Source organism: Paraburkholderia sp. BGA-UO-ETr-F21 (assembly GCF_059567925.1).
The window spans coordinates 1-15,410 of sequence record NZ_JCAQOY010000006.1 but is presented as its reverse complement, the minus strand read 5'-3'; the positions used below and the strand labels follow the sequence as shown (position 1 = coordinate 15,410).

The window sequence follows — 15,410 nt, the reverse complement described above, 5'->3', positions numbered from 1 at the left end:
CATGCAGGATGCATGGGGAGCGGCCCGACCCGGCGCAGCGCGGCGGGGCGATACGGTTTAGCGCTTCACCTGAGGTGGGTTGTATTTGCGTTTCATTTCTTCAAGCTCTTCGGACGTAACGACTGGATCGGCGTACTGCTGGGCAACCAGTTTGCTGATCTGAACGCTCGACAAGGTTGGGTTGTCGCGTTGCAGTTCTTCACGTGTCTTGACGGTGGCGCTATTCGTCATGGCAGACGCTGCGTTGGGCGTAGGCGCGTGAGTGACTGGCGATGCGGGCCGAGGTTGAGGTGTCGGTGTGGCTGGTTGCGCAATGGCCTGGTCGGGGTTGCGCGAACCTCGGCGGGGGGCTGGCCTACCCAGGCGTTTGCGAATCCGCTGCAAGGCCTTGATGAAAGCCGGGAGTGTCATGGTGAATCCGCCTTCATGGAGGCGCGACAGGACGACGGCGCGTGGGACGCCTCTCGCAATGGCGGCGTCAATGTGCTCGATCAGATCGACCAGCAAAGCCGATTCGCGGCGATCGGAAGGGGCGTCATGGTCGGGTGCGAGCGACTGGGTAATGGCATCAATGTCAATCTTGGGCATTGGTGTCTGCTGGGAGGGTACTGGACGGGATGATGATGGCATATGATGGGTATGTTGTGTCCACTTGGTGTCTGTTGATGTCCACCTGAAAGGTGCATTTAGGGTATGGTTCGGGGTGTAGGCGGGTATTGTGAGGTAGCGCGGTTAAAATTGAAGGCGAGGCGAGGCACGTCGGATATGTTTACGCGATGCTACGCATCCCGTAAAATATCTCGTGCCAAAGGGGCGAGCCCCTTTGAAACCCCGACGCGGGCTACTGCCGCGTCAGCATGTCGGCACTCCGTTACCGACACTAAGCACTGCCAGGTATGCGTAATGCATATGTAGCGAATACGGAGGTCAGGCGATGATTCCGAGCAGCGAATGGGTGATCCAGCTTGTCGTGGGGCCGCGTGCCGATGAGCGCGGCAGCGAGCCGCGTTATCCGCCGTGGGCCGGTTATACGTGGCCAATGACGGGGGACCAGGCGATGCGCGTGCTGCGCGAGTGCGAGTTGCGGTGGCCGGAATACGAGTTTCGCGCGCATCCGATCGATGACGACGGCAGGCCGTTTGCGATGGTCGGCGCTGAAATCGACCGTAGTCGCTCAAAGGGGCTCTGGTGATGCCAAAGCAGAAAAGCAATGGCGTGGCAGGGCTGGGCAAGCCGATCGCGTTCCGTCTGTCGGATGCGGATCGCGCAGCGTACCTTGCCAAGGTGGCGCAAAGCGGGATGACGCAATCGGAGTTTTTCCGCCAAGCGGTGCTGACCAACCGCACGCAGATCGTCGCGCGACCGAAGGCAAGCACCGATCGCAAGCGCCTGCTGTACGTGTTCAACAAGACGAGCAACAACCTGAACCAGATCGCGCACCGTGCGAACTCCGAGCACGTGCGCGGCAAGCTGTCCGAGGCGACGTATGCGCAGTTGCTTGACCAGTTGCAGATGATCTCGCGGTACCTGAAAGCGACGTTAGGCAAGGTCGACTGATACGGTGACCTGATACGGAGACGACATGAGCGAGGTGCAGAAGGCGATCGCATCAGTGGCCGAGCTTGAAACGCGGCTGCACTGCGAACTCATTGGCGCCGGGCGGGGCGCGTTGAGCCGCACGCACTGCGACGGCGTGCGCGCTCAGGTCATGGCAGCGCGGCACCTGTTGTACGCGAACGTGTATTTCGGTCTCGAGCGGCGCATTGCGCAGGTCGAGTTGTGGCTTGAGGCGCGCGCGCAGCCGGAGGCCGGCTCATGCTGATCCGCGTGCGTGGCCACCATGACGGCATCAAGGAATATCTGGAGAAAGGCCAGAAGCAGGATCGCGAGTTCGAGCGCGACGAGATGGACGAGCGGGTCATTCTCGCGGGCGACCTGGACCTGACGAACGAGATCATCCAGTCGATGGACACGGCGGCCGAGCGGTATCTGACAATCACCCTGTCATTCAAGGAGGACGAGGTCTCGCGCGACGTGCTGGAAGCGATTGCGCGTGACTTCGAAGCGTTTGCCTTTTCCGCCTATCGACCCGACGAGTATGCGTTTTATGCCGAGGCGCACGTGCCGCGGCTTAAAAGCTACGCCGACCGCAAAAGCGGCGAGCCGATCGAGCGCAAGATCCATATCCATTTTGTGGTGCCGGAGGTCAATCTGCTGACCGGGCGACGGCTGGAACCGTTCGGCAAGGTCGACCAGCAGACACGCTTTCTCGAGGCCTTTCAGGAGCACGCGAACGCGAAATATGGCCTCGCGAGTCCGAAGGACAACCGGCGCGTCGCGTTTACCGACGCATCCGAGATGATCAGCCGGTACAAGGGCGATGCGTTCGCCGGCGCGAACCGGGAGTTGAAGGCATCGATCCTCGAGGCGATACTCACACGCAACATCACGCGCCATGACGACTTCAGGGCGCTGCTGGCCGAGTACGGCGACACGCGCACGCGCAACGCCGGGCGTGAAGTCGAGTATGAAAACGTCAAGCCGCACGACGCGGCAAAGGGCGTCAATCTGAAAGAGTACGTGTTTTCGCGCGAGTTTATCGAGCTCGATGCGGACGCCAAGCGCGACGCGCTCGCATCGGACATCCACGCCAAGTACATCGAACCCGGCGTGCCGCGCGAGACGCCGGCCGCGTATGTTGAACTGCTGAACGAGTGGCATGCGGTGCGGGCGCGGGAAATCAAGTATCTGAACAGCGGCAGCAGCTTTTACGAAACCTACCGGAAGGCATCGCCGGACGAGCAGCGGCACCTGCTCGCCCACCGTGAGACGCGCTTCTATCAACGCACTGGAGGACTGGATGAACGCGGAATCGAAGAACGTAGCGAACGACGCAGCAGCCGTGGACCCGGAAACTGGCGAGATTGGCGGGGGCTGGGAAGAGCTCGCGGCCACGGGCGGGAACCCGGAGCCGGAGGAGCGTCAGAGCGGGGGCAAACCAGCTGGGAAGCGCTCGAACGCGAACACGAAGAAATCACCAGGCGGTGGCGAGCCGGAGCGGATCGTGACTTTGACGCTCGTTTCGATCGATCCGGCCCGGCGCCCCAATCCTTCGACCGTGTGCGAGGTGTGCCCGGCAGCGGTCTGGATGGCGACGCCGCTCGACGTCAAATGCTTCTGCCGCCTGATGCATTACTGGAGCTGGGAAACCAGCAAGCCGAACGAGTTGACGCATTGCGATGGTCTGGCGATCGCGAGCGAGAAGGAGGACTGACAGGGGAGCGCGATGCGCCGAGCTGGAGATCCATCGCGGCGCGGATGTACACGGCGTATCAGCAGGCTGATCCGGCTGAGAGGGCGAGACTTGTAGCGACCAGCGCGGAGAAGTTCGAGCGCAAGACCTTCGGAATGAATCGGGCGCTCGGCGGTGGCAGGATGCCGCGAGAGTTCAAACAGGACCGGTCGCCTCGAAGTATTTCGGATATCCAGTCGTTCGACGCGATCGCGTCGATGCCGTTCGGGTCCGTGACGTTGGCGGCGGGTCGTGACCGGATCACATTGCCAGGCATCGACGCGTTTGAGCGGCCACTGTATCCATTCGACGCTGGCGACGGGCTGTCCGATACCTATGGACAACCGCCCGGAACGATGGAGGCGCCGCGCAACTGGCCAGATGCTGGCAGGTCTGCGGGGCAGTCGTTCAATGCCCGCGCGAGAGCATCGACCGGACGCGAAGCCGATACGGTGCTCGACCAGTTCGCGCGTGATCTGGACGAAACGAGATCCGTTCGGGCGGACCGCGAGCGGGCCGAGTTTGCGGAAATCCGCGCGACGCTCGATGCGAGCCGGCTGCTCGCAGCCCTTGCGCACTCGCACGGTCTGATCGTCGAGAAATACCAGGTCGGCAAGGGCCGCGACGGTGCCGACCGGATCAAGGCAGGCTCGCGCAATCTCAATGTCTCGGACTTCCTGACGAAGGAAATGAATCTGTCGTGGACCGACGCGGCGCAGCTGCTGCGCGATACCTATCGCGCGCAAACCGGACGGGATCCGGCGCATGCTCCGCGGCGCACACCGGAGCGCGATCTGTGGGCGGAGTTTCAGGCGTGGCGCGCGGCGTACCGCGATGCATTGCGCAGCGAATGGACCACGCAGGGCCGGCACGAGACGGAGCGACGGACGGCCATCAAGTCAGCGTTCTACGGGAAACGCAGCGCGATTGCCGACCGGACAGATCTATCGCCGGCGCAACGCAAGGACGCGCTCTCTGCTGCACGCGTTGGACGGCTTGAAGCCGAGGCGGCGTTGCGGGAGCAGGTCGCCCGCGAGCGCGACGCGTTGAAGGGCGCCGCCCGGCGGTCGTTGACGGACCAGTATCGCGACTTCCTGCAGGAGCGCGCGCAGGCGGGCGACGAACGCGCGTTGCGCGAGCTGCGGCGCATGCAACGGCTGCGGTCGGAACTCGCGAGGACGGCAGACGAGACACGCACGGTGGCGTTCCGACCGGCAGATGCCGGCGAGCCGAACGAACTCATCTATCGTGGACCGTCGATCACTTATGAAGTGCTCGTCAACGGTAACGTGGATTACCGCAAGGATGGCGCCGCGCTGTTCGTCGACGAGGGGCGAACGCTGCGCCTGTGGGATCAGGAGCGTGACGCGCTGGAGATCGCGCTGCGGTTCGCACAGCAAAAGTTTGGCTCGTCGCTGACGCTCACCGGTCCGGAGGCATTTCAGGCGGCCGCCGCGCGCGTGGCAGCCGAAACCCGGATGCACGTCGAGTTTGCCGATCCCGAGCTCGAGCGTATCCGGCAGATCCGGCGAGCGGAGCTCGATGCCGAGGCGGCTGAGCGTCGGGCGGCGCAGCGCGATACCGATCGCGAGCGTGACGCTCATGAGCGTGAACGGCTGCGCGATATACTGCGCGCGCCAGAACCAGAACCGGGCGGGGCCGACGCCGGACCCGGCAATGACGATCGCGAGGACCCTGAGGTACCAGACGGTCCGGATGCTCCGGAGCGTGGGCCTGACATCGACCGATAAGGAGGAAACAAATCATGGCGCGGTATGGCATCGTTGCCCGGGCGGAGATCGCACGGCAAGTCATCTTCAGCGGGACGCCGTCACAGGTCGTGAACCTGCCGGCATTCATCAAGTGGCTCGTTGTGGCCGCACTGATTGTCGCTGGCTACGTGTTCGCGCTGAACCGCTGGCCGGTGCCGTGGTTCGCGCCGGCGATCGCGCTGCTGCTTGTCGGTCTTAGCGTGCTGCTGGTGTACCTGCAAACGGCCTTTACCGAGATCATCATCGATACCGAGCGCATCACGTGCCGGCAGGGCATCCTGAACCGCCGTGTGTCGAGCATCGAGCTGTTCCGGATACAGGATGTCACGTCAGTTCATCCGTGGTGGCAACGCCTGTTCGGTATCGGCGGGGTGGTCGTGATGACGAGCGATTCGAATAACCCGGTGTGGCGTCTGCCGGGCATGAAGCACGCCGAGCAGCTACGCGACGAGCTGAACCGCGCCGCGATCGCGCTGCGCGATATCAAGGGCGTTCGCGAAGTAAACATGGGTCGCGTCTGACTACGGTTCTGTGAGCGATGTACGTTCCGTTCCAGTTGCGGATCGCGCAGGTAGCGCAACGTGTAGATGCTGCGGATGAGCTTGTCGAACTCGAAGATCGCGCGCCGTGTCGGATTCGGCGCGGTGTAGGTGCACAGCTTGCGGATAAGTGTAACGACTTGCGTTTGAATCCGGCCTTGCTTGCAATCGACGCGATTTCCTGCTCGCAATAACTGCAACTGACGGAGCGCGCGTGCTCGGATTATCTGCAACCGTGCTTGCATTCGGCCGTGCGGGCTTGCATTCCATCGCCGCGTGCTCACATTATCTGCAACTCACTGACAGCAGGTCAGCATGGCGACGAGAAGCGGCCGATCCTCAATCTCTGAGGCTACGACTTTTCTATTCGGCATCTACATCGTCGCGTTCGCTGTACTCTGGTTGGCGCCGGAAGGCCTCGGATAGCGTGACTTTGGGTGTCCGGGCCAACTTCTTGTAAGAACCCTGCGCGTTGAGCTGTTGAGCGTTCGGATCGAAGCGATAGATATGCCGAAGAATACCTTCAAGTTCGCGAATTTCCTCCGCGCGGACGTTGGGCCATACAACGAATACTGAACAACAATCCCAGTAATCGCTCTTGCGCCGACGGTGAGCACGCAAGCGCCCCTTGATGCCAGTGGCCGACATGCCGACATAGACCACGTGCCTATACGGCTTCCGAGGGTTGCCCGAGTCCGCTGTCCGATATAACACATAGATTCCTCGCAGCCCTCTTGGGATCGCGTCGATATCGGCGATGGGGATCAGTTCGTTCTTCTGCTCGATAAGCCGAAGAGGGTCGACCCGCCGGCTTCCCCGTTGTGCTGGAACGTCCACTTGTCGCTCTCGTTATATTATTCCGCCGCCAAGCACGTGCCCTTTGGAAGGGCTTTTCGAGCATCCACCTCCGGCGCTACCCAACGATGGCGTGCCCGTGAATGGCGGTTGTTGGCCGTCTACCGACTGTCGCAAACGGTAGCATCATTTGCGTGACTTTCTCCGCGCAACTCAGCGCCGTGTGCACGGATCGCAGCGATCAACTCTGCTGGCGTGATCTCATAGCGTACCTCACGATGGATGCCTGGCTTGCGCGAATCCACGTCGATGAGCAGCACGCTCCTGCCGTCGGGCGCGGCTTCGAGCCGCACGGTGCGACGCACGCACTCAGTCAGAGCATCGCTGTCGACCAACAGATTGACGGTGCCATGAGCGCCTTTGTGAGAAGTAGTCATCGGTTGAGGCTCCTGAAAAGGCTCACCAGCCGCCCCCGCAAAAGCTCAACGTTTGAGTGGTCTGGCCTGTGTGCGCCGAACTCAGTAGTCCGGCTTTGATAGGGTCTATCCAATATGGCATCAGCTCGCCTCGGCGGGCTTTTTTCATGGCACACGCAAGGACTCGATACTGAGCATCGGTTAAGACAACCGCGATTTTTCCCCCACCATCCATTTGGGCAGCCGCCAGAACAGCCGGTGCAATCGACTTCTGACATTCCGTTCAGTCGTCTTCGGAAAATGACAGACAGACAGCCCGCAAGCGGAACAAGCCAAACACGACATCGCTGTACGCGCACGCCGGTAGTCGAGCGGATTCGCGTGTGGTCGGCAACGCTTGCCGAAGCGGTCACAGGGGCGTGACGTTCCTTAAACAAGCGATTGTGCCGTCTGCGCATCATCGATGCGCACGCGATAGCGATGAGGCGTCCACGATCCCCATTTCGCTTCGTAGATAGCCCGATTGGTCTCGAACAACATCCGCTTCCTTTCCTGGCCGAGCTTATTAAATGAAGCGGACAAATGGTGGTGCACGAACACATCTTCGGCGCACGCGACGACAAGGCCCGCTGCCTGGACGCACCGGCAATAGTCATCGTCTTCAAAGAAACCGACGCCGTAGTCTTCGCAGATTGGACCGCAGCGTTCATAGGTGGAACGCGGCAACATTGCGCAGAAGAAGGCGACCGTATTGAGCTCGAACCACCTGCCCAGATTCGACTGGGTGATTTCCTCAGCCTCGTGGTGCATTGCGTCCAGCGTGGTATAGCGCGTGTCGACCCGCGCCTCGTTGCCAATGTTGTTGGTCAGCGGTCCCAGGATACCGATTTCAGGCGCATTCCGGAAGTGATTGACCATGCGCCGGGCCCAGCCACGCGTGACGACCGTATCGTTGTTCAGAATGACCAGATAGTCACCGCTCGCTGCCGCGAGGCCCTGGTTGTTGCCGGCCGCGAAGCCGCGATTGTCGCTATTGAGAACCAACTTGACGTTCGGGCGAGATGCAGCCCACGACGACAGATACGCAGGCGAACCATCGCTCGACGCGTTGTCGACAACGACGATCTCCAGATCGACATCGTCGCTGTACGTCTCCAGACTGTCGAGGCAGTCCTTCGTCAACGCGAGATTGTTGTAGGTCAACACGATCGCGCTGACTTTCGGACGAGGTAACGCTTCGATTGCCTGCCGGAATGTTTGAACGCGGTGCGCCCAGGTCTGTCCCGCAGCGAAAGCCTTGCGGCGATCGATCACTTCGGTGCTATCGGGCAGCACCGTCATCGCCTCACGCAACTTTTCGACAAAGCCTTCGTGGGTGTCGGCCAGCCTGACGCGTTCGCCAAATTGTGCCATTTCCGGCAAATCGATCGAGACGACGGAACGCCCAGCCCCCAGATACTCATAGACCTTGACTGGATTGGTCGCGAGCGTTAGCGGAATGACCCTGAAGGGCAACATGCAAATGTCGAACGCGTACAGGTAGTAAGGCAGCCGCGCGTAAGGCACTTCGCCGGTCATTTCGACGTTCGCGAACGCGCTTAGGCGTGCGCCCGCACCGGCGGTGTCGGCTCCGACCAGCAGCACCAGTGCGTCGGGAAAGGCCTGCGCGACGCGCGCGACGAGATCGGCATCGAACCATTCTGCAATGGCACCGTAATAGCCGATTATCTGACGGCCACGCGGGTCAATATAGCGTTCGGATGGCGCATTGCAGAAATCGGCGTATTGCCCCGCGTTCCGGATCACCTTGACATGCTGATTGTATTTGCGGGCGTGATCCTCGAGCCACGACGAGGTCGCGACCAGCAGATCGGCGCGCCTCATCATCCGCTCTTCGAGGTCGAGCAGCTCCTGCGGTACATTGCCGAATCCTTCGTGATGGTCCATGCAGTCGTACGTCACACATTCAGACTGCATTTGCGTAGCGATCGGATACCAGTAGCCGTGCTGCACAAGCGAATACGAGCGATCAGTGCCGCTCCATTGACGGAAGAGCTTGATCCCAGCCAGGATCTGCGTGGTGGCTTTAGCCGTCGGCGCTGCAAAATAAATCGCCGGCGCACCGCTGACCTTCAGCTTGACCTGATACAGCGGCAGAGTGTCGTCCAGATGCTCGACCGAGAAGCCAGGCTCCTTCGAGTCTTCGAAGTGATTGGAGAAAAAGTACACGCGGTGACCCGCCCGCGCGAATTCACGCGCAAGGTGCTGCGGCCGCTGAATTCTGAAATGCCAGTCGATAATGCTGAATACGAACACGTCTGCCAGGGCACGTTGCACCCGTGGTGCATGCGCAACCACGACCGCGTTGGCGGGTGCGCTTGCGATTCCGTCAGGGAACGATGTCGTGCTTAACGGGAGAACCGCCCGCCGCTTCAGATGCTTGGGGATATACGTCAGCGACCGGTAAGCGACGCTGCGGACGCCGCCATGCACGTAGGCGTAGTTCACATCCCGAAGGCGGCCTTTCATCCAGTCAGGGGTGCCACGAATCGCTCGCAGCGGGGCAGTCATCCGCCAGCTCTTGGTCGCAAGCAAGGTCTTGACCTCGGTCATCAGTGCCTGCTCGCGGTACTGAAGGAAATGAACGCGTTCGCTATCCTGATGGGCGGCTGCAACCAGCATCGCGTTTTGTTTAGTGAGTTGTCGTACCTTGCCAAGCTCTTCGTCGAGCTCGACCAGTAGCGCAGCTGTTTTGGCCTCGGACATGACCACGCGCGCTTCTGAAGCAGTTAACTGCGCCGTCGAAGTATCCGCACGAGACTTTTCGTCGTCGAGCCGAGCTTGCATCGATTCTGCGTGCGACTGTGCCAGCCGGCATTCCTCGCGCGCTGCTTTGAGCTCGCTGGCATGGTGCGCTTCTGAAGCAGCTAACTGCGCTGTCGCAGTATCCGCACGAGACTTTTCGTCGTCGAGCCGAGCTTGCATCGATTCTGCATGCGACTGTGCCAGCCGGCATTCCTCGCGCGCTGCTTCGAGCTCGCTGGCATGGCGCGCTTCTGCCAGTGCAAGCTGCTGTCGCAACGCCGCAGTCTCATCGGAATGATCCGCGTCGTATAAGCTGGCGTCCGCGAGCGTGAAGCGTTGAGTGGCGAGCTGCGTGGTACGCGCGTACACCAGCAGAATCTGGTCGCCCGGCCAGTAGCTCGGATCCCTGAACCGCGTATTGACGACTGAACGGTGCACGAGCGACCAGGCGGCATTGGGCGAGACCGGAATGTTGATCGCGTCGAACGTCACCTCGTGCTCGGCATGCCGCTCGAACTCGCGGTACGGAAGCAGCAACACGATGAACTTGGACGCGTAGTCCGCGATTTTGTTAAAGACATTCCATGGGTCCGCGAAATGTTCAAGCGTGTTCGACGAAAAAAGAACGTCGAAAGCCGGGCGGTTCGGCGCGTCGAGCAGGTTTTCGTGAGAGAACTTGATGCTGTTGTATTGCTGTTGCGCGCTCTCGATGGCGGGGCTGGAGAAATCGATGCCGGTAATGTCCCATGACAGCATCTGCGCAAGCATTTCCGTACCGTCACCCTGCGCGCAGCCCCAGTCGCAGACGGTCAGATTATTCCAGCGCACCGCATGCACGAGCCATTCGGGCATCGCCTCGATCGCGACGCGTGCGAAGAAGCGGCTCTGCTCTCTGCCTCCGTTCGCTTCCCAGTCTGTCACGAAGCGTCGGTCCCAGTAGGGATTGCTATTCATATTTTCTTGGTGGCTCATGCGAATGTCCGTTTTGCTAGCGGTGCCGCTTGCGCGGAATCGATGACCTGCTCCACATCCAGTAGGAACGTCCCATACAGCTTTTCCTCGACGAGCGACGTGAAGTAGTGAGCACCTTCGATGTACTCGTAGTACTGGGGCATGACGCTGGTCCGATCTTCTAGTGCGACGGCCAGGAGGTAGTTGCCGCTATTGAGTCTGTTTTTCAATCGGAATCGCACAAAGGCAACGTCGGCCGCCTGCGCGAAGTCGATCGCCTTTTGATCCCAGGTGGTCGACACGATCAGATCCGTACCTCGCAAATCCTTCAGCGAGAAAGCGACACTCAGGGTCGTTCGGTCTGCATTCGCCGGCGGACGGACCCTGACCCTCACTTCGATATCCTCGCGGGCCATGAAGGTTGACGCGCGTTCGCCACGGGCGTTGTAGATACCCGCTTCTAGGATCGATCCGATGTGACTACCCCAATGATTGATCGGGTGATGCATCGCCATCAATTCCAGGGCGTCGTTCGTGGTGGCGTCCTGCTCCGGTTGCAGGGATGGCTTCTCGCTTACCGCGACCGGGCTTTCCTGTGCGGGCGCCGTGTCATTGACGTCGTCGCTTTCTTCGACCTCGAACAGATACTGGTTGTACTGGGCCGTCACGGAAAACGCGTCGCCCAGCATCCGGACCTCACCCTTATCCAGCCAGAGAGCGCGTTCGCACAGCGTTCGAACCGCCCCCACGTCGTGCGACACGAACAGGATCGTGACGCCTTTTGCCTGCATCTTCTTGATGCGGTTCAGACACTTGGCCTGGAAGCGCGAGTCGCCGACCGCGAGGGCCTCGTCGACAATCAGGATCTGCGGATCGACGTGAATCGCGACGGCGAACGCGAGGCGCACATACATGCCGCTGGAGTAGGTTTTCACGGGCTGGTCGATGAAGTCGCCGATTTCCGCGAACGCCTCGATCTCTGGAAAACGCTCATCGATCTCAGCGCGTGAAAGACCCAGCACGGCGCCGTTCATATAGACGTTCTCGCGCCCAGTGAAGTCGCCGTTGAACCCGGCGCCCAATTCCAGAAGCGCTGCGACCCGCCCGTTCACCTCAATGCGGCCCGACGTCCCGCGAAGGGTGCCACACAGAATCTGCAGGAGCGTCGATTTGCCTGAACCGTTGCGGCCGACAATCGCACAGGTCTCGCCGCGCCGGATCGTCAGATCGATATCGGTGAGTGCCCAGAACTCGCTGAATCCTTTTTGTCGGCGCGGCGCGATCACATGCTTCAAACGTTCCAACGGTGTGTGGTAAACAGCGTAACGCTTCGATAGACCCTCAATTCGAATTGCCACATCGTCATTGACCACGCTGCCGGTATGTGTCGTATTTGACTCAGAGTACATCGGCAAATCCATCCCGTGCGCGTTGGAACCAGGCCAGCGACAGCCATGCGAAAGCCATGCTTGCCGCTGTGTACATTGCAAGCGTTCCGAAGTCTGGCATGGCGCCGTCAATCATGACTCTACGGGCTTGCTGAATGATGAGCGTTAGAGGGTTGATGAGCAGCAACGCCTGAAACGGCTTGGGTAGCGACTCGATTGCGTAAAAAATCGGGCACAGGAACATGATGACGGAGGTCAATACACCGATGACCTGACCGATATCGCGCACATACACGCCGAGCGAACTGATGATCCAGCTGACGCCGACCGCCATGAAGATCAGGGGCACGAAGATCAACGGTACGAAGATGAGCGTCCAGTGAACCGTGCCATAAACGAACGCGGAAAAAACCGTCCAGACTACGAGGCTGATGCCCGCATGAAAGAGTGAGGTTCCAACAGTCATCCATGGAAGCAGCTCCAGCGGAAAGGCCACTTTCTTGACATAGTTCACATGGCCGCCAATGAGCATGGGTGCGCGGTTGAGGCACTCGGAAAAAAAATTGAATACGATGAGACCGGCAAACAGCACGACGGAAAACTGGAGGCTGTTCGCCGCGCCGGACCATCGCGCATGCAGGAATATCCCGAACACCACGGTGTACAGGGACAGCATCAGGAGGGGGTTCAAAAATGCCCAGACCGTGCCGAACAGGGAACCGCGGTAGCGGCCCGCAATATCGCGGCGCACGAGCTGGAGCAGTAGCTGGCGATGAGTGAACAGGTCAAGCAGTACTCTGCTGAGGGCCGCGCGATGCTTGAATTCAGCGCCGTTCTTGATAAAGCTGATTTGGCTCATTGATTCGGTAGGATTGGGCGGTCCGGCGTGGATTGAAGTGAAGGAGCGACAGCCTTATCGTGCGCGTGTCGCGTGGCCGGTGCGATGGCTACCATCCGCGAACGGATCAGGATAGGCTCAAAGCGCCTGTTCCAGTCTACTTCGGCACGGAATGACGCAATTGCCTCCGGGTTGACGGTGGTTGCCCGGGCCTGTTCCCACAAGCGCGGCCAGTCGGATTCCCGCGAAATGTGCGTCACGCCTTCCGTATGCTCGCGAGATTTCATTTCACCAAAGGCAGTCGACCAGACCGGTACGCCCATGCTCCGATATTCATAGAACTTGATCGGGTCGACACCGGACGTCAGGTCTGTGATCCGGAAGGGAATTAGCCCAACGGCAAACTCGCGGACCATATTCGCCATCTCGTCTTGCGGCAACTCGCCAAGCAACTCGATATTGGCAGGCAGATTTGCGGGGCGGGCGACGAACTCAGGTCCGATCAGTCGGATCGTCACGTCGGGCAGCGCGAGCGCCAGCGAGTGTACCAGGGGCCAGTCAAACCACTCCGCAATTGTACCGATGTAGCCGACGTATCGCCGTGGGCCCGCGTTCGACAGCTCGGGGAGGCGGCTCGTTGGATAGCCGTTAAGCACGATGATCGCATCGCGCCTCATCCTGCTCACGTCCGACGCGAGCTGCGACGAGGAACAATACACATCCGTGACGTTTTGACAGACGGCGCGCAGGCGGGCTTTCATCGAGATTCGCGATAGTCCGCGGTAAAACGCCGGAAAGTTGTCGAGGACGTCGACGAACGAGCGTTCATGCGGAACTCGTTTCAGCGCCCATTCTGCGAGCTTGCTGGGCCGGCCAATGGCGAGCACACAATGATCAGTTCCGCGCGCGAATTCCAGCAACTGGGCACGCACCGTTCGCCACGCAACGACATGATTGACGAAGGCGCTCATCGGAAGCGGTTCGATGGGCAGAGCGGCGGGCCGCAAGACCCGGACGCGCGCATCGCCGGCGTGCACCATCGCCGCCTTCCCGGGGCGAACCCGCTTCAAGTCTGCGATTGTCGGCAGACGCGTGGGATAGGGATCGATCCATAGCACTGAGTCGAACCCGCTGTTCGCGAACTCAGCGACCATGAAGTGCGGACGCTGCGCATAGCTGGCATAAGGTATGGATGAAAAATAAATCAAACGTCGGCCGTGCGACGCGACGCCGCGGCTGCTGTCCCCATCCACGCGCGCGTTCATGCTGGCTGACCGCTTGATGCGAACGTCGAGGAGCCGGCTGGAACGGAACCGTCTCCGGTCAGTGCATCCTCAAGTATCCCAACGATGCGTCGCGCGGCTAGACCATCGCCATAAGGAGATGCGCCTCGTGCCATCTCTCTGTAAGCGGCCGGATCAGTCAGAAGGCGCTGAACTTTCTCGACGATACGTGCGGTATCGGTGCCGACCAGATCCGCCACGCCGAAGGACACTGCCTCGGGACGCTCGGTTTCCTCGCGTAGCACGAATACGGGCTTGCCGAGCGCGGGCGCCTCTTCCTGCACGCCACCCGAATCGCTCAGGATGATATGTGCTGCTTCCATGGCAGCAATGAACGACAGATAGTCGAGCGGTGCGCACAGATCGACTCGTGGATGGTTGCCAAGCATATCGCGCACGACGGATGACACATTCGGGTTGGGATGCACCGGGAACAGCACATCGAGTGCCGGATTGCGTTCCAGTAATTCAAGGATGGCAGCACAAATACGCTTGAGCGGCTCGCCGAAATTTTCGCGGCGATGTGTGGTGACCAGAATCATCTGGCGGCCATCGGCCACTTGCCGCTGCACCTTGTCTGCATGTTGGCGCGCTTCGAACAGCGCATCGATCACGGTATTGCCCGTCATAAACACGGCATCAGCCGGCACTCGCTCATCCAGAAGGTTCTGTGCTGATGACTGGGTGGGTGCGAAATGCCAGTGGGCCAGGCGGCCGGTGACAACGCGATTCATTTCCTCAGGAAACGGATTGCGCATGTCGTTGGTTCTGAGGCCCGCCTCGACGTGACCGACGGGAATGTTGTTGTAGAAGGAGACCAGGGATGCCGCAAGAACGCTGGTCGTGTCCCCCTGAACAAGCATCGCACTCGGCGCGATCTTCTTTACGACTTCATCGAGCGATGTGATCAAGCGAGAGGTGAGACCCGGCAGTGTCTGGTTGGGGCGCATCAGATCCAAGTCGTAGTCAGGCTTGATTGCAAATATTTGCAGAACCTGATCAAGCATTTCTCGGTGCTGCGCCGTTGCGATAACGACGGGTTCGAGTTGCGAGGATTCACTGAGGGCGCGTACCAATGGCGCCATTTTGATCGCCTCGGGACGAGTACCGAAAACCACAGCTACTTTTTTTTTCATTGATAAAGCCCTCTCCGGTAAAAATTGCCGAGCCGAGCCCGAGGCATTCGGCATTCTACGTAAGATTTCGAAAGGGGGTCGCTTGAGAAAACGGAAAATAAAGCACGTTTAGCCGGCGACGCCCTGTCGGAAAGGGCGTGGGCTACGGCGCGGCGAACGCTTCGTCCATCTGGCGGGAGCGTTTAGCCTCGTCGC

Annotated in this window: 13 protein-coding genes and 2 pseudogenes; 5 read left to right on the top strand and 10 right to left on the bottom strand. The window is 60.3% G+C overall.

Translation table 11 applies throughout. The features are described from left to right. Positions 1 to 57: 57 nt before the first annotated feature. A complete protein-coding gene (locus AC57B1_RS04655) occupies positions 58 to 588 on the bottom strand; it encodes a hypothetical protein (protein ID WP_496416791.1) in 531 nt (176 codons plus the stop codon). A gap of 346 nt (positions 589 to 934) precedes the next feature. On the opposite strand from AC57B1_RS04655, the gene AC57B1_RS04650 reads away from it, so the two are divergent. The 5 genes from AC57B1_RS04650 to AC57B1_RS04630 are packed head-to-tail and all read left to right on the top strand — an operon-like array spanning position 935 to position 5,585. Beyond that, complete coding sequence (locus AC57B1_RS04650) at positions 935 to 1,192, top strand: hypothetical protein (RefSeq protein WP_496416790.1); 258 nt, start codon at positions 935 to 937, stop codon at positions 1,190 to 1,192. Next, complete coding sequence (locus AC57B1_RS04645; protein ID WP_496416789.1) at positions 1,192 to 1,557, top strand: plasmid mobilization protein; 366 nt, start codon at positions 1,192 to 1,194, stop codon at positions 1,555 to 1,557. Before AC57B1_RS04650 ends, AC57B1_RS04645 begins: the two co-directional genes overlap by 1 nt. 25 nt (positions 1,558 to 1,582) lie before the next feature. Further along, entirely contained in the window at positions 1,583 to 1,822 is a 240-nt protein-coding gene (locus AC57B1_RS04640) for a hypothetical protein (RefSeq protein ID WP_496416788.1), read from the top strand. After that, the gene (locus AC57B1_RS04635) at positions 1,816 to 5,043 is read left to right on the top strand and encodes an LPD7 domain-containing protein (RefSeq protein WP_496416787.1); all 3,228 of its coding nucleotides are present in this window, start codon (positions 1,816 to 1,818) and stop codon (positions 5,041 to 5,043) included. The genes AC57B1_RS04640 and AC57B1_RS04635 overlap by 7 nt, the downstream gene beginning before the upstream one ends. Positions 5,044 to 5,057: 14 nt before the next feature. After that, positions 5,058 to 5,585: a PH domain-containing protein gene (locus tag AC57B1_RS04630; RefSeq protein ID WP_496416786.1), complete on the top strand. Its 528-nt coding sequence runs from the start codon at positions 5,058 to 5,060 to the stop codon at positions 5,583 to 5,585. On the opposite strand, the pseudogene AC57B1_RS04625 reads toward AC57B1_RS04630, so the two are convergent. From AC57B1_RS04625 to wecB, 9 genes and pseudogenes are all read right to left on the bottom strand, one after another. Further along, positions 5,579 to 5,737, bottom strand: a pseudogene (locus tag AC57B1_RS04625) (Tn3 family transposase); the annotation flags it as partial. The gene AC57B1_RS04630 and the pseudogene AC57B1_RS04625 sit on opposite strands and share 7 nt — an antisense overlap. Positions 5,738 to 5,966: 229 nt before the next feature. After that, complete coding sequence (locus AC57B1_RS04620; protein ID WP_496416785.1) at positions 5,967 to 6,440, bottom strand: GIY-YIG nuclease family protein; 474 nt, start codon at positions 6,438 to 6,440, stop codon at positions 5,967 to 5,969. A 119-nt stretch (positions 6,441 to 6,559) separates the two neighbouring features. Then, positions 6,560 to 6,835: a hypothetical protein gene (locus AC57B1_RS04615; RefSeq protein ID WP_496416784.1), complete on the bottom strand. Its 276-nt coding sequence runs from the start codon at positions 6,833 to 6,835 to the stop codon at positions 6,560 to 6,562. Positions 6,836 to 7,243: 408 nt separating this feature from the next. Next, positions 7,244 to 9,895, bottom strand: a complete 2,652-nt coding sequence (locus AC57B1_RS04610; protein ID WP_496416827.1) for a glycosyltransferase — start codon at positions 9,893 to 9,895, stop codon at positions 7,244 to 7,246. A 315-nt stretch (positions 9,896 to 10,210) separates the two neighbouring features. Beyond that, positions 10,211 to 10,375, bottom strand: a pseudogene (locus AC57B1_RS04605) (class I SAM-dependent methyltransferase); the annotation flags it as partial. A gap of 212 nt (positions 10,376 to 10,587) precedes the next feature. Then, on the bottom strand, positions 10,588 to 11,991 hold the full coding sequence (locus tag AC57B1_RS04600; protein WP_496416783.1) for an ABC transporter ATP-binding protein: 1,404 nt from the start codon (positions 11,989 to 11,991) through the stop codon (positions 10,588 to 10,590). After that, a complete protein-coding gene (locus AC57B1_RS04595) occupies positions 11,969 to 12,817 on the bottom strand; it encodes an ABC transporter permease (protein WP_496416782.1) in 849 nt (282 codons plus the stop codon). The genes AC57B1_RS04600 and AC57B1_RS04595 overlap by 23 nt, the downstream gene beginning before the upstream one ends. Beyond that, positions 12,814 to 14,061, bottom strand: a complete 1,248-nt coding sequence (locus AC57B1_RS04590) for a glycosyltransferase family protein (RefSeq protein WP_496416781.1) — start codon at positions 14,059 to 14,061, stop codon at positions 12,814 to 12,816. The genes AC57B1_RS04595 and AC57B1_RS04590 overlap by 4 nt, the downstream gene beginning before the upstream one ends. Then, a complete protein-coding gene (gene wecB, locus AC57B1_RS04585; RefSeq protein ID WP_496416780.1) occupies positions 14,058 to 15,215 on the bottom strand; it encodes a non-hydrolyzing UDP-N-acetylglucosamine 2-epimerase in 1,158 nt (385 codons plus the stop codon). Before wecB ends, AC57B1_RS04590 begins: the two co-directional genes overlap by 4 nt. Positions 15,216 to 15,410: the final 195 nt, after the last annotated feature.